Here is a 21,528-nt window from a genome sequence, read left to right on the forward strand (position 1 = left end):
CTTTGGACACACCCTGCGCCTGGGCATTGCCAGCGACGGCCTGGCCCTCGTCAGGATCGACCGCCTGTTCGGCCGCGCGCCCGTGCTGCTGGCCGAGCAGCGGCTCGACCTGTTCGCGCCCGATGCGCTGGCCACGGGCCTCTCCGCGCTGTTCGCCGACCATGCGCCTGGCGGCTGGACGGTGAGTGTCGTGCTGGCCGATGAATTGATCCGCCTGTGGCAGGTCACGCCGCCGCAAGGCGCCACGCGCATGGGCGACCTCGAAGGGGCGGCCGCGCTGCGCTTCCAGCACCTGTTCGGGGCGCCGCCTGCCGAGTGGGTGATCCGCGCCGACTGGGATGCCGCCAAGCCGTTCCTGGCCAGCGCTGCGCCGCTCAATCTGCTCGACGGCCTGCAGCTGGCCGCCGAGACCCACCGCTTTCACCTGGTCGACATCCGGCCGCAATTTGTCGCCGCGCTCAATCAATGGCGCCAGGCGCGCAGGGCAGGGGCGTGGTTCGGCCAGGTGCATGGCGGCGTGCTGTCGCTTGCAGCCTACGACGGCGCGCTCCTGATGGCCGTGCGCAGCAGCCCGATCCCGGCCGGCGCCGATCGCGACTGGCTGGAATCGCACGTGGCGCGCGAAGCGCTGCGCGTGGGCGTGGGGCGGCCCGAACGGCTGCAACTGTGCGGCGCCGCGCCGGCCGCCTGGGGCAGCAGCCCGGGGCGCCTGAAGTTCGCGTGCAGCCTGCTGGAGCAGAACGCCGGCGACGGCTGGTCCGACCTGGCGCGCCTGGCGCGCACGGGAGCGCCGGCATGAAACGCACCCGCATCGATTTCGCCCCGCCGGGCCTGCGCCGCACGCTGTTTCGCACGCCGCCGCGCCTGATCTTCATGCTGCCCGCCGTGCTGGCGATGTGCGTGCCCGCAGGGTTCATGACCCAGCGCTACGTCGAGCAGCAGCAGGAGCTGACCGACTTGCAGGCGGCGCTGGCCGTGCGCAGTGCGCCGCCGCCCGTCGTGGTGGCCGCCGCGCCCAAGGTGACCCTGGCGCCGGCGCAGGTCACCGCCGTCAACGCCGCCGTGCAGCAACTGAACCTGCCATGGCGCGACCTTGCGGCGGCGCTGGCCGACGCCACGCCAGCCTCGATCGCGCTGCTGGCGCTGGAACCCGATGCGAAGCGGCGTACGTTGCGCATCAGCGCCGAGGCCAAGAACAGCGACGACATGCTGGCCTACATCACCCGCCTGCAGGCCGAGGAATGGTTCACGAGTGTGGTACTGATGCGCCATGAAGTGATGCAGGAAGACCCGAACCGGCCACTGCGTTTCCAGGTCAGTGTGCAATGGGGGACGCCATGACGCTCGCGACCCTGCCATTGCGCGCCCGCCTGCTGCTCGCGCGCGTCAATCCGCTGATGGCGCTTGTCTTGATACTGATCGTGGCCGGTGCAGCCGTGCAGGTCGCGCTGGTGCCGGCGCGCGCCCGCCTCGAAGCAGACTACGAGGCCGCGCGCCGCCTTGCACGCACGCCGCTGCCACCACGCCCGGCACCAAGCGCGCCGCCACCGAGCAGCGACCAGAACCTGGCGCAGTTCTACGCGACGCTGGGCGATGCACGCAGTGTTGAGCGCCAGTTGAAAGCGGTGTTCGCACTGGCCGCCCGCCATGGTTTGACGCTGGAGCAGGGCGAGTACCGCACCACGGTCGATCGCAATGCCCGGCTGGTTGCCTACCAGGTCAACCTGCCGGTCAAGGGAAGTTACGCGGCGATCTGGCAGTTCGCGATGGACGTGCTGCGCGCGGTCCCGCATGCCTCGCTCGACGACGTGGCGTTTCGCCGCGACGCGATTGGCGAGGCAGGCGTTGATGCGCGGCTGCGCCTGACCTTCTATCTCGCCGAGCGCAGCGCCACACCGGGAGAAGCACGATGAAGCCCCGTCACATCGCCATGGGTGGCGCGCTGGCGCTGGCCGCCGGCCTGGTGGTTTTTGGCGACAACACGCCTGACGATACGCTGGCCGAACCGGCCGAGCGCGTGGCAAAGACTGCCGCCACTGCGCCTGCGCGCAGCACGGTCGCGGTGGTCGCCAAGCCGGTCGCGGACACCGCGATCGTGCGCCTCGTCCCGCGCGACGAGTTGATCGGCGCCGACGGCGAGCGCTTCGGCGAGGGCGGGCAGGGCCTGTTCGCGCGCCACGACTGGACGCCGCCACCGCCACCGCCATCGAACGCACCGCCGCCGCCACCGCCGCCGCCCGTGGCGCCACCGCTGCCGTTCACGTACATCGGCAAGTCGCTCCAGGACGGCGTCTGGGAAATCTACCTGGCCCGCAACGACCGTACCTATCTCGTGCGCGACGGCGCGACGATCGACGGCGCCTACCGCGTCGACGCGATCCGTCCGCCCACGCTGACCCTGACTTACCTGCCGCTGGACCAGGTCCAGCAGCTCAATATTGGAGTATTCGATTGATGGCTCGTTTGCCGATGCAGGGGTTGACCCTGCTGCTGTTGCCGTTTCTTCTCGCGGGTTGCGCGGCGCAGCGCGCCTACCAGGAGGGCAACGCACTGGTGGCCCAGGACAAGGTCGGCGCCGGCCTGGCCAAGTACCAGGAGGCGCTGGCCTCCGACCCCGGCAACCCCGAATACAAGGCGGCCTACCTGCGCGCGCGCGACGGCGCCGTCGTGCGCATGGTCGAAGCAGCCGACCGTGCGCTGGCCGCCGGCCAGATCGATGTGGCCAGCAACGAATACCGGCGCGTGCAGACCATCGATCCGGGCAACGACCGCGCCCGCGCTGGCCTGCGCCAGGTGGAGGCGGACCGGCGCCATGCGGCCGCACTGATCGAGGCGCGCGCCGCCTTTGAAAAGGACGATATCGACACGGCGCGCAACAAGCTCGCGGCCGTGCTGACCGAGCGCCCGGCGCACGAGGCGGCGCGCCTGCTGCTGCTGGAGATTGAGGAGAAGGCAGCGGCTGCGCCGTCCGGCCCGGCGGCGCTGGCGGCCAGCTACCGCAAGCCCATCAGCCTCGAATTTCGCGACGCCCCGCTCAAGCAGGTATTCGAGATCATCGCCCGCCACTCGGGCCTGAACTTCATCTTCGACAAGGACGTCAAGGCCGATACCCGCACCTCGATCTTCCTGAAGAACAGCACCGTCGAAGCGGCCGTCTACTACCTCTTGATGACGAACCAGCTCGAGCGTCAGGTCATGGACGGCAACACGATCCTGATCTACCCGAACGTCGCGGCCAAGCTGCGCGAGTACCAGGAAATGACGGTCAAGACGTTCTTCCTGGCGAATGCCGACGCCAAGTCGATCGCCAACACGTTCAAGACCATCCTCAAGAGCCGCGACGTGGTGGTCGATGAAAAACTGAACCTGGTAATCCTGCGCGACAATCCGGAAGCGATCCGCATCGCCACGCAGCTGGTCGCGCTGCAGGACGTGCCGGAGCCCGAAGTGATGCTTGACGTCGAGGTGCTGGAGATCAACCGCAGCAGCGTGATGGACCTGGGGATCAACTGGCCGACATCGCTCGGGTTCTCGCCACTGACGTCGTTCGACGGCAATGTGCTGACCATCGACCAGCTGCGTGGCCTGAACAGCAGCACGATCACGACGGGCCCGATCAGCGCCACGCTCAACGCCAGCAAGACCGACGGCGACACGACGACGCTGGCCAATCCGCGCATCCGCGTGCGCAACAAGGAAAAGGCCAAGATCGTCATCGGCGACAAGATCCCGAATATCTCGGCAACGGTGTCGTCGGGGATCGGCGGCTTCGCGTCCGATAACATCACGTACCTGGACGTGGGCCTGACGCTGAACGTCGAGCCAACCATCTACCTCAACAACGAGGTGGCGATCCGCATCAACCTCGAGGTCAGCACGCTGGGCGAGCGCGTCGAAACCCGTAACGGCACCGTGGCCTACCGCATCGGCAGCCGCTCGGCGACCACCATGCTGCAACTGAAGGATGGCGAGAACCAGGTGCTCGCTGGCCTGATCAGCAATGAAGACCGCAGCAGTGGCACCAAGGTGCCGGGCGTGGGCGACCTGCCGATCGTCGGGCGCCTGTTCGGCAGCCAGACCGACAGCAACGGACGCACCGAGATCCTGCTGTCGATCACGCCGCGCATCGTGCGCGCGGTGCAGCGCCCACCCGCGTCGGCGTCCGAATTCGGCGCAGGCACCGAGGCGAGCTTCCGCCGCCGGCCCGACAATGCCGTGCGCGCACCGGTAGCGCTGCCGACGACGGGTGTGCGGCCTGCCACGCCGGCTCTGGCGCCGCCAGTGACGGTCACCACGACCACGGTCACGACGCCCGTTGCGCCGCCACCGGCGCAGGAACCTGCGACGTCATTTTCGGTGCCGCCGTCGGCCTTGCCGGCCACGCCACAACTGGGCTCGCCGCCATCGGCGCCGCCCGGTCAGCCTGTGGCGGTGCCTGAATCCGTGCCTGCATCTGCGCCAGAGGCCATGGCGCAGCCGGCCGCCTATCCGCCGGGCGTGTCGCCGCCAGTGCCGCAGCGATGACACAGCCGGGCATGCGCGCGCGGCACGGCTTCACGCTGATCGAGCTGCTCGTCACGCTCGCGATCCTGGGCCTGCTCGGCACCCTGGTGCTACCGGTGGCCGAAGTCACGGTGCAGCGCCGTGACGAACAGGAACTGCGGCGCGGCCTGCGCGAGATCCGCGCCGGCCTGGATGCCTACAAGAAGGCCGCCGACGAAGGCCGCGTGGCCAAGGCCGCCGACGCCAGCGGCTATCCGGCGCGGCTGGAATTGCTGGTGCAGGGCGTGCCCGACCTGCGCAGCCCGAAGCAGGCCAGGATCTATTTCATGCGGCGCCTGCCGCGCGACCCATTTACGCCTGAGCGCGATCTCGATGACGCCGCCACCTGGGGCAAGCGCAGTTATGCCAGCGAGCCGGATCAACCGCAGGAAGGCGACGATGTCTATGATGTGTATTCGCGCTCCACGCGCGTGGGGCTGAACGGCATCCCCTACAACAAATGGTGAGAACAAGGTGAGCACGATGCGCATGCATGTAAAAGGCCGCGGCTTCACGCTGATCGAACTGCTGGTGGTGCTGGGGATCATCGCGCTGCTGCTGACGGTGGCGCTGCCGCGCTTTTTCCCCAGCATCGACAGCGCGAAGGAGACCATCCTGGCCGATAACCTGCGCAACACGCGCCAGGTGGTCGATCAGTACCGCTCCGATACCGGCCGCTATCCCGAGTCGCTCGAGCAACTGGTGGAGGCGCGCTACCTGCGCGAAATCCCGCTCGACCCGGTCACCGAAGCGCGCGATACGTGGATCCTCGAAGCGCCGCACGAAGGGGAGCAGGGCGGCTTTGCCAATCTGCGCAGCGGGGCGCCGGGCAACGACCGGCGCGGCCGGCCCTATCTGGAATGGTAGTTCGGGGAGGGATACGCCGCAGGCGCCAGGCCGGGTTCACCTATCTGGGCCTGATCATCTTTGTCACCATCATCGGCCTGGTAGGCGCGGCCACGCTCAAGATCGGCGCGCTGCTGCAACGGGCGGCGGCCGAAGAAGAACTGCTGGACATTGGCGCTGCCTTCAGCGCGGCGCTGGACAGCTACGCGGCCGCGACGCCGCAAGGCGCGTCGCCGTATCCGCCATCGCTCAAGGAATTGCTGAAGGACCCGCGCGTGCCGGGCGTGCGCCGGCACCTGCGCAAGATCTTCGTCGACCCGCTGACGGGCAAGGCCGAGTGGGGTGTGGTGTATCTCGGGGATGGCACGACGGGCGTCGTTGCAGTGCATAGTCTGTCGACGGCCAGGCCGCTGAAGGTCGCCAATTTCGACAGCCGGTTTGCGGGCCTGGACAATGCGGATACGATTTCGGCGTGGCGGTTCAAGGCGCGCGATCCGGCGCTGGGGCAGGCGCCTGGGCAGCCACTGTCTGCTGCGCCATCAACGCCGACTACGCAACCAGCGCAACCAGCGCCGCTTGGCCTGCCTGCGGCGGCGCCCGCAGATGTGCTGCCGGCAGAGGCGACAGAGGAGTCGAATCCCGTGCCGGATACCGCGCCGGATACCGTGCCGGATACCGCGCCGGATACCGTCCCGGAACCTGCGCCGGTGAATGCCCCCGAACCGGAAGCCGAAGCTTCGCCAGAAAAGCCGCCTGAAGACGGGTAGGTGTGGGCGACAATTACCATAGCGCGCGCCCGTGCTTGCAGGTTAAAGCCCGGACTCCAGCTTGGCGCTCGCCGCAGTCGGTACCAGACTTTGTTCGTGGCTGAAGCGTCTTCGGGCAGGCGAGGCGGGCGATCTGATGGGCAGTCCGATGGCCGCACTCTTGGCAAAACTTACAGACTAGCGTCCAAACATGAACCACATAGAAATCATCATAACGCCCAGCACGATACCAATCAGCGATCCTATCCTGACGATGCCCTCTAACGCGTTGGTTACGAGCGCTCCGCTATAGCTACTGAACTCCTGAATTCCAGCAGAATTGCGCCGATAAAACGCCCGCTTTCCAGTCCAATACAGGCCGAAAGCACCTCCAACAAGAAAGATAATTCCCACTGCAAGAGCCATTATCACTCCTCGCAAATTGAAACATCGTCGTATGGTCGACTTTTTTTAAATGCTTTGTAACATTAATCGCCGCTCCATTGAAGGCCTGGCCTGTCAGGGAAAGCAATAGCAGTCTACAACTCCAATATCTGCAGAAATGCGCGAAATATCAAATTCCGTCAATTATTTACAAGACTTGTCGTAATTAAAAAGATTAATTGGAATTGGGAAGTTACTTTTTGGTAGCATGGGGTATCGAATGCGCGACAAGGGCTTTGCGTAGTGCGGAATGATGACTCGCACGCAGTAGCAGGGCGGGGTCAAGCGGGGCAGGGTAGGTCTGACATTGCCGATTCGTACAGGCTGGAGTCGTTGATTGAAAGCACAAACTGATAAACGCGCTCTATCTCTTGCTGGAGAATCACGTGTTTGAGCGAGAATCCACACCGTTGGAGCACTTTTGCCGAACCTATATTTCCAGCATATACATTGGCGACTAAACGAGTGAGGTTCCAATGTGACCGCGCCTCCTGGATCAACCGCCTGACCGCCAGTGTTGCTAATCCTTGCCCGCAAGCGCTCTCGGCAATCCGATATCCGACTTCTGCCGATCTTTCCAAAACGTTGATATCTTTCAGGTTCGCTCGGCCCACTATTTTTCCTTCAGAATCTTCGATAACGAGCGGGTGCCAGATTCCGTTATCAAGACCTGCCAAATAAGAGGCGATATGTTCGGTAACACCTTCGAGTGAGTAGAAGGCGGAGCTGCGTGCGTCAATGTGACGTTCGAACCATTGACGATTTTCCAGTTCAAGTTTCAGTAATGGCTCAGCATCAATTGGCTGCAGAGTGCGGATGCGGATCGGCCCCATAAAATCGTTTACTCTCTAATAAAAATATGAGAATCGGGGCAGGCGATATGCGCACCTTTTTGTCCAACTGACTGCTGCGACTGGCTGCTTTGGCCGAAAGCAGATCGTCAGCATTGCTCAGTGTACGTTCCTGCCGTCCCCGGAACAAGTTGCGCGAGCGCTGACAGACTGCAGTTGCTGTAGCGGACTTTCCCGTGTGGTGGCGAATTGCATTTGCACGCCACAGTAACCCAGCAGTCATATGCATCCGTTTTTAATAGGCAACAATAACGCGGATTGCTATGATCGACCGTCACCGTGACGCCGCTGCCGGCGTTGACCAACTTTACGAGGAGTCGCATGGTCTTTTCCCTGTCGCACCGTTGCAACAACACGCTATGCATTGCGGGCGCGCTTGCCTGCCTGTCGATCACGCCCGCCCACGCCGCCACACCCGAACAGTCGGTCAGCGAGCTGGTGCAGCGCTTTGCCACGGCGCAAGGCACGTTCGACCGCGCCACGCTGGAAGCGCTGACGGCAGAGAACTATACCGAGATTTCCCCAATCGGCGAGGTCGACCCGCGCGCGAAGATGCTGTCGTTCTATGTCAAGCATGACGACAAGCCGCTGCCGGCAATCACCGTCGACGAGATCATGCCGCGCGTGCTGGGCAATACCGCCATCGTGCTCGCGAAGATGTCTTACGTCATGACGGTTGGCGGGCAAACCCGCACAGCCGCGGTGCGCTCGAGTTTCGTGGCGCTGCAGCAGGACGGCGCCTGGAAGCTGGTGTCAGCGCACTACACGCCGATCCGACCATCGGCCGCACCAGCCAAGTGAACAACCAATGAAGTCGTCAATGAAATCGCCAATGAGCCTGCGTCCCGTCCTGATCTTGTTCTCCATCGCCGCCAGTGTCAGTGTCAGTGTCAGTGTCAGCGCAGGCGTGCCGGCGCCTGCCGCGCCAAATCTGATCCCTGAGGCTGGCCCGCATGCCGTCGGCCTGCGCGTCATCCAGCAATACGATTACAGCCGGCTGCTCGAGCCGCAGGTCGATGCGTTCGGCAAGGCCGGCAATGCTGCGCCTGGCCGGCCAATCCAGATGCTGGTCTGGTATCCAGCCAGGCGTGGTGGCGGCGCGCCGATGCTGGCCGCAGATTATCAGCAAACCAGCCTGAATGATGTCGACTTCACCGCGCCGGCCGCCGAAGCAACGAGGCAGCGGGCAGACTGGGTGTCAGGGCCGCAGCGCGCGCAGTACCGCGCGCCGACGCTGGCCGTGCGTGACGCGGCGGCTGCCGCAGGCCGCTTTCCGGTGGTGATCTACGCGCCCAGCTTTGCCGCACAAGCGCATGAAAACATCGACCTGTGCGAATACCTGGCCAGCCATGGTTATGTGGTGCTTGCCAGCCGCAGCCTGGGCGCGCGCTCGGTCATGATGACCGACGACGTCGACGGCGTCGAGGCGCAGGCTGCCGATATCGCCTTCCTTGCCAATTACGCGCAGACGCTGCCGCAGGCCGACATCGGCAATGTGGCGGCGGCAGGTTTCAGCTGGGGCGGTATGGCCAATGTGTTTGCCGCGGCGCGTTCCAGCCGCATCAAGGCGCTGGTCAGCCTGGATGGCTCCATCCGGTATCACCCGAAGGTATGGGGCGCGGCGGGTTATGTGCAGCCAGCGCGCACTGCGGTGCCGATGCTGTACCTGGGCGCGCGTGCGCCGTCCGCGGAAGTCATGGAGCGCAAGGACATGCTCGGCAAGAGTTACCTTAACACGATGACGTATTCCGACGTGTATGTCGCGACGCTGCCGCCGATGACGCATCCGGATTTCAGCGCGTGGCATGTGCGCTTTGCCGATGATGCGGCGTTCGGCGACTATGCGCGTGCCGATGTGCTGCAGGCGTATCGCAGCGGCGCGTTGTATGTGCGCCGGTTCCTGGACGCGTATCTGAAGCAGGACACCGACGCCCTTGCATGGCTGAAGCAGTCGCCGGCGCGCCATGGTATCGGCCCGCAGGTGATGTCGATGGCATTCACGCCGGCCCGGCATGCACTCCTTGGCGAAGGCGACTTCCTGCGTGCGTTCGCCAAGGCCGGCTACAAGGATGCGCAGTCGATCCATGCCGGGATGGTGGCACGCTCGCCCGACTTCAAGCTCAGCCCCTTAAGCATGAATACGCTGGGCTACCAGCTGCTGCGGGCAAAGAACGCGCGCGGCGCTGTCGAGCTTTTCAAGCTGGCCACGTTCCTCGAGCCGAAGTACGCCAACGCGTTCGACAGTGAAGGCGAGGCGTATGAAGCGCTCGGTGACACCAGGTCAGCCATTGCGGCGTACGAAAAAGCCGTCGCGGCCGATCCGAACCAGCGCAACGCCGTGGCGCGGATCGCGGCGCTGCGCCGGGGTGGCGCAGGCTAAGCAGCGTTCAGGCCGCGCGGCGCCGGAAGTCGCGTGGCCGGAACCCCAGCAGCGCGAGCATCGCAAAATACGTCACGGCACTGGCCACGATGATGCCGAACAGCGCACCGATGCGCAGGCCGGGCGTCACCTTCATGGCGGCCCAGTCGAACTGCGCCTGGCCGAACCATGCCACGGCGCCCATGACCGCCACGCCGATGGCAAGCTTCAGGAAGAATTTCCCCCAGCCCGGTTGCGGCGTGTAGATGCCACGCCGGCGCAGGCCGATGTACAGGCAGGTCGCGTTGATGCAGGCGCCCAGGCCGATCGACAGCGCCAGGCCCGCCACGCCCATCAGCGGCACGAAGATCAGGTTCATCAACTGCGTGGCGACCAGCACGCCAACGGCGATGCGCACCGGCGTCTTGACGTCCTGGCGGGCGTAGAACGCTGGCGCCAGAATCTTGACAAGGATGATGCCGAGCAGGCCGGCGCTGTACGCCATCAGCGGCATCGAAGAATTGACCAAGGCCGCATCGTCGAATTTACCGTAGTGGAAGAGGGTGGCGATCATCGGCACGGCCAGTGTGGCCATGCCAACGGCGGCCGGCAGCGCGAGCAGGAAGGTCAGGCGCAGGCCCCAGTTCAGCAGCGCCGCGTATTCGGCGGTGTCGCCTTCGCTATTGGCTTTCGACAGCGATGGCAACAGGATCGTGCCCAGGGCCACGCCCAGCATCGCGGTCGGGAACTCCATCAGGCGATCGGCATATTGCAGCGCCGAGACGGCGCCGGCGGCCAGGCTGGCGGCGATGCCGGTATTGATCAACAGGCTGATCTGCGCTGCGGACACGGCGAACACGGCCGGGCCCATCTTCTTGAGCATGCGGCGCACGCCGGCGTCGCGCAGGCCCGTCATCGGATTGAACGAGATGCGCGGCAACATGCCGATTTTCACGAGCGACGGAATCTGGATCGCCACCTGCAGCAGGCCGCCCACGCAGACCGCAATCGCCATCGCGTAGATCGGCTGCTCGAGGTAATTGACCAGCACGAGCGACGCGAAGATGAACGACAGGTTCAGCAGCACCGGCGTGAACGCAGGGATCTTGAACTGGCGCCAGGTATTCAGGATGCCGCCGGCCAGTGCGACGAACGACATGCAGGCGATGTACGGGAACATCATCTGCGTCATGATGACCGACGCGTTGTAGGCGCCGGGCGTTTCGCGCAGGTCGCCGGCCAGGACCATGATCAGGAGCGGGGCGCCGATGATGCCCACGATGCTGGTGAGCACCGTGGCCCACAGCAGCGACGTGGCGACATGGTCGACCAGCGTCTTGGTGGCCACGTCGCCATGCTGCGTCTTGTATTCGGACAGGATCGGCACGAACGCTTGCGAGAACGCCCCTTCGGCAAACAGACGCCGCAGCAGATTGGGCAGGCGGAACGCGATGATGAAGGCATCGGTATACGCCGAGGCGCCGAAAGCGCGCGCAAACAGGCTTTCACGCAAGAGACCGGTGACGCGCGAAAGCATCGTCATGCTGGAGATGGCGGCGAGGGTTCTGAGCAGGTTCATGGCGCGAGATTATACTGGTGCAACTCGACCGGTACAGACATCCGGCCGACAATCTTTGAATTTTGAATTGCCCAGACTTGAAAGCTTCGCTATAATCATGGGCTGTACTGAATTCTGTTAGCAGACACTAATCGTTGGGCAGGCTCCTGCGCCGGTTTAACAGTCGCTAATGTTTGCAAACGCAACTTGACCCCGATTTAGGAAATTCCATGGCAAATACCGCACAAGCGCGCAAGCGCGCTCGTCAAGCAGTTAAGCAAAACGCGCACAACTCGTCGCAGCGTTCGACCCTGCGTACCGCAATCAAGGCAGCTCGCAAAGCCATCCAGGCTGGCGACAAAGAAGCCGCGACCCTGATCTTCCAGCAGTCCGTGTCGAAAATCGACAGCATCGCTGACAAGAAAATCATCCACAAGAACAAAGCAGCGCGCCACAAGAGCCGCCTGGCTGCAGCCCTGAAAGCACTGTCGGCGTAAAGCCCGCGTGCGTGCGGCCTCCGGGCCGCGCAGGCAAGTTCTGTGCAGTGGAAAGACCCGCCCGACTTCGGTCCTGGCGGGTTTTTTTGCTTGGCGCTCCCATTTTTCCATCCGGAATGCATGACGGCGTTAGCGATAACGTAAAAACTGGTGTCCGCCGCAAAGGTGGGGCATAATATGGCGCGTCTTATGTCTTATAGAAGACTAGTGTTGAAGACAGGTTTCGCGGCCTTGCACGGCGCGGCCGCCCAACCAACGGAATGTACGCCGGTGCGCTCTGGCCCTCCCGTCGCAGACAGGGGTAGAATGTCCGGCATCGGCGCCCAGTGCCCGCGGCTCATCTATTGATGGGCCGTGGCCAATTGTCAGTTTTTACTACGCGCGACGTTGTCGCGATTACCGAGGAAAATGTGCATGAGCAGTGATCAGACCATCATCTACACCCTGACCGACGAGGCGCCGCTGCTGGCGACCCACGCCTTCCTGCCTGTGGTCAGCACCTTCACGAAGCCGGCCGGCATCACCGTCACGGCCAGCGACATCTCGGTCGCGGCCCGTATCCTGGCAGCGTTCCCTGAAAACCTGACCCCCGAGCAGCGCGTGCCGGATTCGCTGGTCGAGCTGGGCAAGAAGACGCTCGAGGCGAGCGCCAACATCATCAAGCTGCCGAACATCAGCGCTTCGGTCAGCCAGCTGACCACCGCGATCAAGGAACTGCAGGACAAGGGCTACAACATCCCTGACTACCCGTCGGACCCGAAGACCGACGAAGAAAAAACCGTCAAGGCCAAGTACGGCAAGTGCATCGGTTCGGCAGTGAACCCGGTCCTGCGCGAAGGTAACTCGGATCGCCGCGCCCCGCGCGCCGTCAAGGAATACGCGCGCAAGAACCCGCACTCGATGGCACCATGGTCGCAAGCATCGCGCACCCACGTGGCGCACATGACCGAAGGCGACTTCTACCACGGCGAAAAGTCGATGACGGTCGAGGCTGCGCGCGACGTCAAGATGGAACTGGTCACCAAGAGCGGCCAGACCATTGTGCTCAAGCCAAAGGTCTCGCTGCTGGCCGGTGAAATCATCGATTCGATGTTCATGAGCCGCAAGTCGCTGCTGGCCTTCTACGAAGCCCAGATCGAAGACGCACACGCCACCGGCATGCTGTTCTCGCTGCACGTCAAGGCAACGATGATGAAGGTGTCGCACCCGATCGTCTTCGGTCACTGCGTGCGCATGTTCTACAAGGAAGCATTCGAGAAGCACGGCGCGCTGTTCGAGAGCCTCGGCATCAACGTCAACAACGGCATGGCCGACCTGTACAACAAGATCGCCGACCTGCCGTCGTCGCAGCGCGAAGAAATCATCCGCGACCTGCACGCTTGCCAGGAACACCGTCCTGAACTGGCCATGGTCGATTCGGCCAAGGGCATCACCAACTTCCATTCGCCGAACGACGTGATCGTCGACGCGTCGATGCCAGCGATGATCCGCGCCGGCGGCAAGATGTACGGCGCCGATGGCCGCCTGAAGGAAGTCAAGGCTGTCATCCCGGAGAGCACGTTCGCGCGCATTTATCAGGAGATCATCAACTTCTGCAAATGGCACGGCGCCTTCGATCCGAAGACGATGGGTACCGTCCCGAACGTCGGCCTGATGGCCCAGCAAGCCGAAGAATACGGCTCGCACGACAAGACCTTCGAGATCCAGGAAGACGGCGTGGCCAACATCACCGACCTCGCCACCGGCGAAGTCCTGATGAGCCAAAACGTGGAGCAGGGCGATATCTGGCGCATGTGCCAGGTCAAGGATGCACCGATCCGCGACTGGGTCAAGCTGGCCGTGACGCGCGCGCGCAACTCGGGCATGCCGACCGTGTTCTGGCTCGACCCGTACCGTCCGCACGAAAATGAACTGATCAAGAAGGTCAAGGTCTACCTGAAGGACCACGACACGAGCGGCCTGGATATCCAGATCATGTCGCAAGTGCGCGCGATGCGCTTCACGCTCGAGCGCGTCTGGCGCGGCCTGGACACCATCTCGGTGACCGGCAATATCCTGCGCGATTACCTGACCGACCTGTTCCCGATCATGGAACTGGGCACGTCCGCCAAGATGCTGTCGATCGTGCCGCTGATGGCCGGTGGCGGCATGTACGAAACGGGCGCCGGCGGTTCGGCCCCGAAACACGTGCAGCAGCTGGTCGAAGAAAACCACCTGCGCTGGGATTCGCTGGGCGAGTTCCTCGCGCTGGCCGTGTCGCTGGAAGACCTGGGCCTGAAAACCGGCAACGAGAAGGCCAAGGTACTGGCCAAGACGCTCGACGCTGCCACCGGCAAGCTGCTGGACAACCGCAAGTCGCCATCGCCAAAGACCGGCGAGCTCGACAACCGCGGCAGCCAGTTCTACCTGTCGCTGTTCTGGGCGCAGGAGCTGGCTGCGCAGACTGACGACGCCGCACTGGCCGCCACGTTCGCGCCACTGGCCAAGAAACTGGCCGACGACGAAGCGACCATCGTCGCCGAGCTGCTGGCAGTGCAGGGCAAGCCGGTCGATATCGGTGGTTACTACAAGCTGGATGAAGCCAAGGTGACGGCCGCGATGCGTCCGAGCGCCACCTTCAATGCGGCGATCGATTCGTTCGCCTGATCTGAACGGCTGCTGTAACTGAAACCCGCCGACCGAGAGGTCGGCGGGTTTTTTATTCGTCCGCGTGGCGCGAGTAGGCTGGGACGTCGATGAATTCGCCTGGCAGCAATGGGTGCGTACTCAGGGAAAACGGGCCGATACTGCTGCGCACCAGGCGCAGCGTCGGCAAGCCCACGGCCGCCGTCATCCGGCGCACCTGGCGGTTCTTGCCTTCTTCGAGCGTGATGGCAAGCCAGCTGGTGGGCTTGTCCTGGCGCGCACGGATCGGCGGATTACGCGGCCACAGCCACTCGGGCTCGGCGATGCGCGCGGCGCGGCACGGCTTGGTGACGAAGTCGCCCAGGTCAAGCGGCGCCTGCAGGCGCGCCATGGCGGCGGCATCGGGCACGCCATCGACTTGCACCAGGTAGGTCTTGGCTTCCTTGTGATCGGGATGGGCGATCTTGTGCTGGAGCTGGCCGTCGTCGGTCAGCAGCATCAGGCCTTCGCTGTCGGCATCGAGCCGGCCGGCGGGGTAGATGCCGGGAATCTTGAGATAGTCAGCAAGGCATTCGCGGCCTTCCTGGGACGAGAACTGGCACAGGACCTGGAACGGTTTATTGAAGAGGATCAGGGACATGAAGGTGCAGAGAAACGAATGAAAGGGCGGCCAGCCGGTAGCGTGGCAATATGGCAAAATACTGGGGCATAATGAAGAGCAGCCCTCGGCTGACGCTGGCCACGGCGACATTGTAGGCGAGTTTGTAACGTAGTTCGTAACGTAGTTCATAACGTCGTTCGCTTCGCCTTTCGCCACCTACCTGGAGAACTAGATGTACCAGCATATCACCGTCCCGCCTGCGGGCCAGAAGATCACCGTCAATGCCGACTGCAGCCTGAATGTGCCGGCCACGCCGATCATTCCATATATCGAGGGTGACGGCACGGGCGCGGATATCACGCCGGTGATGAAGAAGGTGGTCGACGCGGCGGTACGCAAGGCCTACGGTGGCGAGCGCAGCATCGCCTGGATGGAGATCTTCGCCGGTGAAAAGGCGACCAAACGCTACGGCGCCGATGTCTGGCTGCCCGCCGAAGCGCTGGACGTGCTGAAGGAGTACGTCGTCTCGATCAAGGGTCCGCTGACCACGCCGGTCGGCGGCGGCATCCGCTCGCTGAATGTCGCGCTGCGCCAGGAACTCGACCTGTATGTCTGCCTGCGCCCGGTGCGCTATTTCACTGGCGTGCCGTCGCCACTGAAGCAGCCGGAAAAGACCGACATGGTGATCTTCCGTGAAAACTCCGAAGACATCTATGCCGGTATCGAATGGGAGGCCGGGTCGGAAGGCGCGCAAAAGCTGATCGCGTTTCTGAAAGCCGAGCTGGGCGTGTCGAAGATCCGTTTTCCGGCCACGTCGGCCCTGGGCCTGAAGCCCGTTTCGATCGAGGGCACCGAACGCCTCGTGCGCAAGGCGATCCAGTACGCGATCGATCACGACAAGCCATCGGTGACCCTGGTCCACAAGGGTAATATCATGAAGTACACCGAAGGGGGCTTCCGCGACTGGGGTTACGCGCTGGCGCAGAAGGAATTCGGCGCCGAGCTGTTCGACGGCGGCCCATGGTGCAAGCTGAAAAATCCGAAGACCGGGCGCGACATCATGATCAAGGACTCGATCGCCGACGCCTTCCTGCAGCAGATCCTGCTGCGCCCGGCTGAATACAGCGTGATCGCCACGCTGAACCTGAACGGCGATTACATTTCCGATGCACTGGCGGCCCAGGTCGGCGGCATCGGCATCGCGCCGGGCGCGAACATGTCCGATTCGGTGGCGATGTTCGAAGCGACCCACGGCACGGCACCGAAATACGCCGGCAAGGATTACGTGAATCCCGGCTCGCTGATCCTGTCAGCCGAAATGATGCTGCGTCACATGGGCTGGAGCGAGGCGGCCGACCTGATCATCGCAGCGATGGGCAAGGCCATTGTGTCGAAAAAAGTGACGTACGATTTCGCGCGCCTGATGGAAGGGGCAACGCAGGTGTCGTGCTCGGGCTTTGGTGAAGTGCTGATCGAACAGATGTGACGTGCAGCCCGTCGTCGCAGTGCCGACGGGCGAAAAAAAACCCCACTGCGAGAGTGGGGCTTTTCACTTCCGGTAGGGGAATGATTAGTTACCCTGGATGTTGGAAGCTTGCTTGCCTTTAGGGCCTTGCGTGACTTCGAATTGGACTTTTTGACCTTCTTTGAGGGTCTTAAAACCGTTCATGTTGATTGCGGAGAAGTGTGCGAACAGATCCTCGCCGCCGTCATCAGGCGTGATGAAGCCAAAGCCTTTGGAATCATTGAACCACTTAACAGTACCAGTTGCCATAAAAGAACTTTCAAATTTAACAAATCACACGAGCCATAAAAGCAAGAAACCTCTTGCCCTCCTCAGCCTGCTAACTGCGTATCAACGAGTACATAAGTACAAAGTCGATGACTGCATTGTTGGTGGAATAATCACGCAAGTCAAGAGGTTTGGGGCGGGGGTTGTCAAATTTTTCATCGTATTCCTGTGCAGTGGACTTGATTTCGGCAATCGAAACGCCATCTGCGCAGTTATCCGAAAACGCGTAAGATGGAAACAACAGAAAAACGGGCTGATGTTTACGCTTGGCACTAACCTCGGAAGTATTAGAATACCCCATGGCAACGAAGCACGATACTGAACAACTGCTAGAGCGGCAGACCGTCAAACCGCCTCCGCTATACCAGGTGGCGCTACTGAACGATGATTACACGCCGATGGAGTTTGTCGTGGCCGTGATCCAGGAGTATTTCAACAAGGATCGGGAAACGGCCACGCAGATCATGCTGTCGGTACACCAGAACGGCAAAGGAGTGTGCGGCGTGTTTTCCAAAGATATAGCGTGTACCAAAGTGGAGTTTGTCTTAACGCATGCACGCAAGGCAGGGCATCCCCTGCAGTGCGTGATGGAGGAAGTATGATTGCGCAGGAACTTGAAGTATCCCTACACATGGCCTTTGTCGAGGCACGCCAGGCACGCCACGAGTTCATCACCGTGGAACACCTGCTATTGGCACTGCTCGACAATCCTTCGGCCGCCGAAGTCCTGCGTGCATGCGCGGTCAATATTGAAGACCTGCGCAAGACCCTGACGAATTTCATCGGCGATAACACCCCGACCGTGCCTGGCACGGGCGAGGTCGACACACAGCCGACCCTTGGTTTCCAGCGCGTGATCCAGCGTGCGATCATGCACGTGCAATCGGCGTCCAATGGCAAGAAGGAAGTCACCGGCGCCAACGTGCTGGTGGCCATCTTCGGCGAAAAAGACTCGCATGCGGTGTACTACCTGCACCAGCAGGGCGTGACCCGTCTCGACGTGGTCAATTTCATCTCGCACGGCGTGCGCAAGGACCAGCAGGTCGACACGTCCAAGGCGCCGGAAGGCGTCGAGGAAGCGCAGGTCGAAGGCCAGGCCAAGGAAAGCCCGCTGGACCAGTTCACGCAGAACCTGAACAAAGCTGCGGCCGATGGCAAGATCGATCCGCTGATCGGGCGCGAAGAAGAAGTCGACCGCGTCATCCAGATCCTGTGCCGTCGCCGCAAGAACAATCCGCTGCTGGTGGGCGAGGCGGGCGTGGGCAAGACCGCGATCGCCGAGGGCCTGGCATGGCGCATCGTCCAGGAAGACGTGCCTGAAATCCTGCAGAACGCTGTCGTGTTCTCGCTCGATATGGGCGCGCTGCTGGCCGGCACCAAGTACCGCGGCGATTTCGAGCAGCGCCTGAAGGCCGTGCTCAAGCAGATCAAGGACACGCCGAACGGCATCCTGTTCATCGACGAGATCCACACGATCATCGGCGCCGGTTCAGCATCGGGCGGTACGCTCGACGCATCGAACCTGCTCAAGCCCGCGTTGGCCAATGGCCAGCTCAAGTGCATCGGTGCGACCACCTTCACCGAGTACCGCGGCGTGTTCGAAAAAGACCATGCGCTGTCGCGCCGGTTCCAGAAGGTCGACGTCAACGAGCCGACCGTCGAACAGACGATCGCGATCCTGCGTGGCCTGAAGTCGCGCTTCGAAGAGCACCATGGCGTGAAGTACTCGGCCTCGGCCCTGACCACCGCCGCCGAACTGGCTGCGCGCTTCATCAATGATCGTCACCTGCCTGACAAGGCCATCGACGTGATCGACGAAGCCGGCGCCGCACAGCGCGTGCTGCCGAAGTCGAAGCAGAAAAAAACGATCGGCAAGACCGAGATCGAGGACATCATCGCCAAGATCGCGCGTATCCCGCCGCAGTCGGTCAATCAGGACGACCGCAGCAAGCTGCAGACGATCGACCGCGATCTGCGCAACGTCGTGTTCGGGCAAGACCCGGCGATCGAGGCGCTGTCGGCCGCGATCAAGATGGCGCGTGCTGGCCTGGGCAAGACGGACAAGCCAATCGGTTCGTTCCTGTTCTCGGGTCCGACCGGTGTCGGCAAGACCGAAGTCGCCAAGCAGCTCGCCTTCATCCTGGGCATCGAGCTGGTGCGCTTCGACATGTCCGAGTACATGGAGCGGCACGCTGTCTCGCGCCTGATCGGCGCGCCACCGGGTTACGTTGGTTTCGACCAGGGCGGCCTGCTGACCGAAGCGATCACCAAGAAGCCGCACACCGTGCTGCTGCTGGACGAGATTGAAAAAGCCCACCCGGACATTTTCAACATCCTGCTGCAGGTGATGGACCATGGCACGCTGACCGACAACAACGGTCGCAAGGCCGACTTCCGCAACGTGATCATCGTCATGACCACGAACGCGGGCGCCGAAAGCCTGACCAAGCGTTCGGTGGGCTTCGTCAACTCGCGTGAAGCGGGCGACGAGATGGGCGATATCAAGCGCATGTTCACGCCGGAATTCCGTAACCGTCTGGATGCGATCATCAGCTTCCGCGCGCTGGACGAAGACATCATCCTGCGCGTGGTCGACAAGTTCCTGATGCAGCTGGAAGAGCAGCTGCACGAGAAAAAAGTCGAAGCCATCTTCACCGAGAAGCTGCGCAAGTTCCTCGGCCAGAAAGGGTTCGATCCGTCGATGGGTGCACGACCGATGTCGCGCCTGATCCAGGACATGATCCGCAAGGCCCTGGCCGACGAACTGCTGTTTGGTCGCCTGACCAACGGTGGCCGCGTCACGGTCGACCTGAACGAGAAGGACGAGGTTGTCCTCGAATTCCCCGAGGGCGATGTCAGCCCGCCACCGGCTCCGGCCGAGACGGTCGAAATCGAGTAAGCAGGTTCGCTCCCGCAAAAGCCCGCGCACGCAAGTGCCGCGGGCTTTTTTTATGCCCAGCAGAACCCACACCTAACGTTGATTGATGATTTCTTCGATGCAATATGAGTTACTTAGAGGCTATTTCACATGCTTGTCATCGAAGCTTCCTACACTGTGCGCACGCGCTGTTTCACTCTCACGAAGATCCCCAATGCGACTCGCACCGCGCAATACGTTTACCAAGCTTATCGGCGCCTTTGGCATCCTGTCCCTCGTCATCGTTCTCATTGCCGCCGTTGCCGTCTGGCGCATGCATGCGGCCGATGTCATCACGTCGAACCTGGTGGACGACAAGCTGGCCAAACAGCAACTGACGTCCGAGCTGCTGGGCATCGCGCGCCTGAACGGCTCGCGCGCCGTGTCGATTGCGCGCAGCGACAGCCTGGAACTGGGCGATTACTTCGGCGCACAACTCGCCGAGGGCCGCAAGCTCGCCAGCGACATCGAGGCGAAGCTGGGCAAGCTGCCGGCCACGCCACAGGAACGCACGCTGATCGCCGGGGCGAGCGCAAACAAAGCCGCGCTGGCCGCGATCCAGGCCGACCTGTTCAAAGCCAAGGACCTGGGCCAGACGGGTCTGGTCGAAGACATCCTCACCAAGCGCTGGGAGCCTGCCTATCGGGCGGAAGTGGCCGCGCTCGAGGGGCTGCTCACCCACGAGAGCACCGAAGCGCACCGCCTGGCCGACGCGTCGGCAGCGGAATCGAGCTTCAGCAAGGTGCTGCTGCTGGCGCTGGGCGCAGCAGCGCTGGCCGTGGCCGGTGGCCTGGCCTGGCTCCTGACCCGCAATCTGGTGGGGCCGCTCAGGCAAGCCGCCACGCTGGCCGAGCAGGTGGCCCATGGCGATCTGCGCCCGACCATCAGCCACACCCGCACCGATGAAATCGGCCGCCTCTTCGATGCGCTCAACGGCATGACGCACGGCGTGTCGGGCACTGTTGCGCAAGTGCTGCAAGGAGCGCAGGCAATCGATGCCGCGTCCAGCGAAATCGCCGAAGGCAACCAAGACCTGTCGATCCGCACCGAGCGCCAGGCTGAATCGCTGCGCGAGACGGTGACGGCGATGGACGAATTGTCGGGCGCGATCGCCAGCAACAACGCCAACGCGCAGCAGGCCAATGCGCTGGCCCAGACCGCATCCGGCGTGGCCGCCGAGGGCGCGCAGGCCGTGGGTCAGCTGGTCGTGCGCATGGGCGCGATCAAGGCGTCGGCCGCGCGCATCGTGGACATCACCGGCATGATCGACAGCATTGCCTTCCAGACGAATATCCTGGCCCTGAACGCGGCGGTAGAAGCGGCACGGGCCGGCAGCGAGGGGCGGGGCTTTGCCGTGGTGGCGTCCGAAGTGCGCAACCTGGCGCAGCACTCGGCCGGCGCCGCGAAAGAAATCAAGAAGCTGATCGGCGAGTCGTCGCGCGAGATCGAGGCTGGCACCGGCATTGCCGAAGCGGCCGGCTCCACGATGCGCACCATGCTGCAGCACGTGCACGACGTGGCGGGCATCCTGGGCGAAATCCACACCGCCAGCGCTGGTCAGGCCAACGGCGTGTCGCAAGTGAGCCGCGCGATTGCCGAGATGGACCTCTCGACCCAGCAGAATGCGGCGATGGTGGAAGAAGCGGCCGCAGCGGCCGCCTCGATGCGCCAGCAGGCCGCGGAGTTGTCGGCGCTGGTGGCGACGTTCAAATTACGTCAAGAGCCTCTGTTGCTGGCGTAGGGTGCACGC

The 21,528-nt window shown here is 63.1% G+C and carries 21 protein-coding genes; 16 read left to right on the forward strand and 5 right to left on the reverse strand.

Going from position 1 to position 21,528, the window contains the following annotated elements:
* Positions 1 to 13: 13 nt before the first annotated feature.
* The 8 genes from IFU00_16070 to IFU00_16105 are packed head-to-tail and all read left to right on the forward strand — an operon-like array spanning position 14 to position 6,155.
* Complete coding sequence (locus tag IFU00_16070; protein ID MBD8543801.1) at positions 14 to 799, forward strand: hypothetical protein; 786 nt, start codon at positions 14 to 16, stop codon at positions 797 to 799.
* The gene (locus tag IFU00_16075; GenBank protein ID MBD8543802.1) at positions 796 to 1,341 is read left to right on the forward strand and encodes a PilN domain-containing protein; all 546 of its coding nucleotides are present in this window, start codon (positions 796 to 798) and stop codon (positions 1,339 to 1,341) included. The genes IFU00_16070 and IFU00_16075 overlap by 4 nt, the downstream gene beginning before the upstream one ends.
* Positions 1,338 to 1,913, forward strand: coding sequence for a hypothetical protein (locus tag IFU00_16080; GenBank protein MBD8543803.1), 576 nt, complete (start codon positions 1,338 to 1,340; stop codon positions 1,911 to 1,913). Before IFU00_16075 ends, IFU00_16080 begins: the two co-directional genes overlap by 4 nt.
* Entirely contained in the window at positions 1,910 to 2,455 is a 546-nt protein-coding gene (locus tag IFU00_16085) for a hypothetical protein (GenBank protein ID MBD8543804.1), read from the forward strand. Before IFU00_16080 ends, IFU00_16085 begins: the two co-directional genes overlap by 4 nt.
* Complete coding sequence (locus IFU00_16090) at positions 2,455 to 4,524, forward strand: general secretion pathway protein GspD (protein ID MBD8543805.1); 2,070 nt, start codon at positions 2,455 to 2,457, stop codon at positions 4,522 to 4,524. The genes IFU00_16085 and IFU00_16090 overlap by 1 nt, the downstream gene beginning before the upstream one ends.
* Before the next feature lie 11 nt (positions 4,525 to 4,535).
* Positions 4,536 to 5,009: a type II secretion system protein gene (locus tag IFU00_16095; GenBank protein MBD8543806.1), complete on the forward strand. Its 474-nt coding sequence runs from the start codon at positions 4,536 to 4,538 to the stop codon at positions 5,007 to 5,009.
* A 16-nt stretch (positions 5,010 to 5,025) separates the two neighbouring features.
* A complete protein-coding gene (locus tag IFU00_16100; GenBank protein ID MBD8543807.1) occupies positions 5,026 to 5,409 on the forward strand; it encodes a type II secretion system protein in 384 nt (127 codons plus the stop codon).
* Positions 5,403 to 6,155: a type II secretion system protein gene (locus IFU00_16105; GenBank protein MBD8543808.1), complete on the forward strand. Its 753-nt coding sequence runs from the start codon at positions 5,403 to 5,405 to the stop codon at positions 6,153 to 6,155. The genes IFU00_16100 and IFU00_16105 overlap by 7 nt, the downstream gene beginning before the upstream one ends.
* 177 nt (positions 6,156 to 6,332) lie before the next feature.
* On the opposite strand, the gene IFU00_16110 is transcribed toward IFU00_16105, so the two are convergent.
* Together IFU00_16110 and IFU00_16115 are read right to left on the reverse strand one after the other, a co-directional pair.
* Positions 6,333 to 6,560: a hypothetical protein gene (locus IFU00_16110; protein ID MBD8543809.1), complete on the reverse strand. Its 228-nt coding sequence runs from the start codon at positions 6,558 to 6,560 to the stop codon at positions 6,333 to 6,335.
* A 299-nt stretch (positions 6,561 to 6,859) separates the two neighbouring features.
* The gene (locus IFU00_16115) at positions 6,860 to 7,411 is read right to left on the reverse strand and encodes a GNAT family N-acetyltransferase (protein ID MBD8543810.1); all 552 of its coding nucleotides are present in this window, start codon (positions 7,409 to 7,411) and stop codon (positions 6,860 to 6,862) included.
* 339 nt (positions 7,412 to 7,750) lie between these two features.
* Between IFU00_16115 and IFU00_16120 the strand changes: the two genes are divergently transcribed.
* Positions 7,751 to 8,230, forward strand: a complete 480-nt coding sequence (locus tag IFU00_16120; GenBank protein ID MBD8543811.1) for a nuclear transport factor 2 family protein — start codon at positions 7,751 to 7,753, stop codon at positions 8,228 to 8,230.
* A gap of 19 nt (positions 8,231 to 8,249) precedes the next feature.
* Positions 8,250 to 9,809 carry a dienelactone hydrolase family protein gene (locus tag IFU00_16125; protein ID MBD8543812.1) on the forward strand — a complete coding sequence of 520 codons (1,560 nt, stop codon included), beginning with the start codon at positions 8,250 to 8,252 and terminating at the stop codon, positions 9,807 to 9,809.
* Between the two features lie 7 nt (positions 9,810 to 9,816).
* Here IFU00_16125 and murJ read toward each other — a convergent pair whose 3' ends face one another.
* The gene (gene murJ, locus IFU00_16130) at positions 9,817 to 11,367 is read right to left on the reverse strand and encodes a murein biosynthesis integral membrane protein MurJ (GenBank protein MBD8543813.1); all 1,551 of its coding nucleotides are present in this window, start codon (positions 11,365 to 11,367) and stop codon (positions 9,817 to 9,819) included.
* 209 nt (positions 11,368 to 11,576) lie between these two features.
* On the opposite strand from murJ, the gene rpsT reads away from it, so the two are divergent.
* Both rpsT and IFU00_16140 read left to right on the forward strand, forming a co-directional pair.
* On the forward strand, positions 11,577 to 11,843 hold the full coding sequence (gene rpsT, locus IFU00_16135) for a 30S ribosomal protein S20 (GenBank protein MBD8543814.1): 267 nt from the start codon (positions 11,577 to 11,579) through the stop codon (positions 11,841 to 11,843).
* A 414-nt stretch (positions 11,844 to 12,257) separates the two neighbouring features.
* Positions 12,258 to 14,489 carry an NADP-dependent isocitrate dehydrogenase gene (locus IFU00_16140; GenBank protein MBD8543815.1) on the forward strand — a complete coding sequence of 744 codons (2,232 nt, stop codon included), beginning with the start codon at positions 12,258 to 12,260 and terminating at the stop codon, positions 14,487 to 14,489.
* Between the two features lie 52 nt (positions 14,490 to 14,541).
* Here IFU00_16140 and IFU00_16145 read toward each other — a convergent pair whose 3' ends face one another.
* Positions 14,542 to 15,108 carry a pseudouridine synthase gene (locus IFU00_16145; GenBank protein ID MBD8543816.1) on the reverse strand — a complete coding sequence of 189 codons (567 nt, stop codon included), beginning with the start codon at positions 15,106 to 15,108 and terminating at the stop codon, positions 14,542 to 14,544.
* 193 nt (positions 15,109 to 15,301) lie between these two features.
* Here IFU00_16145 and icd point away from each other — a divergent pair, with 193 nt between their 5' ends.
* Positions 15,302 to 16,555 (forward strand): NADP-dependent isocitrate dehydrogenase, encoded by a 1,254-nt coding sequence (gene icd / locus IFU00_16150; GenBank protein ID MBD8543817.1) that lies wholly within the window; start codon positions 15,302 to 15,304, stop codon positions 16,553 to 16,555.
* A gap of 84 nt (positions 16,556 to 16,639) precedes the next feature.
* Here icd and IFU00_16155 read toward each other — a convergent pair whose 3' ends face one another.
* Positions 16,640 to 16,843 (reverse strand): cold-shock protein, encoded by a 204-nt coding sequence (locus tag IFU00_16155; GenBank protein MBD8543818.1) that lies wholly within the window; start codon positions 16,841 to 16,843, stop codon positions 16,640 to 16,642.
* A gap of 317 nt (positions 16,844 to 17,160) precedes the next feature.
* Between IFU00_16155 and clpS the strand changes: the two genes are divergently transcribed.
* The 3 genes from clpS (at position 17,161) to IFU00_16170 (ending at position 21,519) form a co-directional block, all read left to right on the forward strand.
* Complete coding sequence (clpS, locus tag IFU00_16160; protein ID MBD8543819.1) at positions 17,161 to 17,463, forward strand: ATP-dependent Clp protease adapter ClpS; 303 nt, start codon at positions 17,161 to 17,163, stop codon at positions 17,461 to 17,463.
* Positions 17,460 to 19,760, forward strand: a complete 2,301-nt coding sequence (gene clpA / locus IFU00_16165; GenBank protein MBD8543820.1) for an ATP-dependent Clp protease ATP-binding subunit ClpA — start codon at positions 17,460 to 17,462, stop codon at positions 19,758 to 19,760. Before clpS ends, clpA begins: the two co-directional genes overlap by 4 nt.
* A gap of 193 nt (positions 19,761 to 19,953) precedes the next feature.
* Positions 19,954 to 21,519 carry a HAMP domain-containing protein gene (locus IFU00_16170; GenBank protein ID MBD8543821.1) on the forward strand — a complete coding sequence of 522 codons (1,566 nt, stop codon included), beginning with the start codon at positions 19,954 to 19,956 and terminating at the stop codon, positions 21,517 to 21,519.
* Positions 21,520 to 21,528: the final 9 nt, after the last annotated feature.

Origin of the sequence: Oxalobacteraceae sp. CFBP 8761 (assembly GCA_014841595.1) — a bacterium.
Classification (GTDB): Bacteria; Pseudomonadota; Gammaproteobacteria; order Burkholderiales; family Burkholderiaceae_D; genus Telluria.

Coding starts and splice junctions, on each gene's coding strand:
- IFU00_16105 (MBD8543808.1), top strand. CDS start 5,403: ATGGTAGTTCGGGGAGGGATACGCCGCAGGCGCCAGGCCGGGTTCACC.
- IFU00_16125 (MBD8543812.1), top strand. CDS start 8,250: ATGAAATCGCCAATGAGCCTGCGTCCCGTCCTGATCTTGTTCTCCATC.
- IFU00_16145 (MBD8543816.1), bottom strand. CDS start 15,108: ATGTCCCTGATCCTCTTCAATAAACCGTTCCAGGTCCTGTGCCAGTTC.
- clpS (MBD8543819.1), top strand. CDS start 17,161: ATGGCAACGAAGCACGATACTGAACAACTGCTAGAGCGGCAGACCGTC.
- IFU00_16155 (MBD8543818.1), bottom strand. CDS start 16,843: ATGGCAACTGGTACTGTTAAGTGGTTCAATGATTCCAAAGGCTTTGGC.
- IFU00_16090 (MBD8543805.1), top strand. CDS start 2,455: ATGGCTCGTTTGCCGATGCAGGGGTTGACCCTGCTGCTGTTGCCGTTT.
- IFU00_16075 (MBD8543802.1), top strand. CDS start 796: ATGAAACGCACCCGCATCGATTTCGCCCCGCCGGGCCTGCGCCGCACG.
- IFU00_16085 (MBD8543804.1), top strand. CDS start 1,910: ATGAAGCCCCGTCACATCGCCATGGGTGGCGCGCTGGCGCTGGCCGCC.
- IFU00_16115 (MBD8543810.1), bottom strand. CDS start 7,411: ATGGGGCCGATCCGCATCCGCACTCTGCAGCCAATTGATGCTGAGCCA.
- clpA (MBD8543820.1), top strand. CDS start 17,460: ATGATTGCGCAGGAACTTGAAGTATCCCTACACATGGCCTTTGTCGAG.
- IFU00_16100 (MBD8543807.1), top strand. CDS start 5,026: ATGCGCATGCATGTAAAAGGCCGCGGCTTCACGCTGATCGAACTGCTG.
- IFU00_16095 (MBD8543806.1), top strand. CDS start 4,536: ATGCGCGCGCGGCACGGCTTCACGCTGATCGAGCTGCTCGTCACGCTC.
- icd (MBD8543817.1), top strand. CDS start 15,302: ATGTACCAGCATATCACCGTCCCGCCTGCGGGCCAGAAGATCACCGTC.
- IFU00_16080 (MBD8543803.1), top strand. CDS start 1,338: ATGACGCTCGCGACCCTGCCATTGCGCGCCCGCCTGCTGCTCGCGCGC.
- IFU00_16120 (MBD8543811.1), top strand. CDS start 7,751: ATGGTCTTTTCCCTGTCGCACCGTTGCAACAACACGCTATGCATTGCG.
- IFU00_16110 (MBD8543809.1), bottom strand. CDS start 6,560: ATGGCTCTTGCAGTGGGAATTATCTTTCTTGTTGGAGGTGCTTTCGGC.
- IFU00_16140 (MBD8543815.1), top strand. CDS start 12,258: ATGAGCAGTGATCAGACCATCATCTACACCCTGACCGACGAGGCGCCG.
- IFU00_16170 (MBD8543821.1), top strand. CDS start 19,954: ATGCGACTCGCACCGCGCAATACGTTTACCAAGCTTATCGGCGCCTTT.
- murJ (MBD8543813.1), bottom strand. CDS start 11,367: ATGAACCTGCTCAGAACCCTCGCCGCCATCTCCAGCATGACGATGCTT.
- rpsT (MBD8543814.1), top strand. CDS start 11,577: ATGGCAAATACCGCACAAGCGCGCAAGCGCGCTCGTCAAGCAGTTAAG.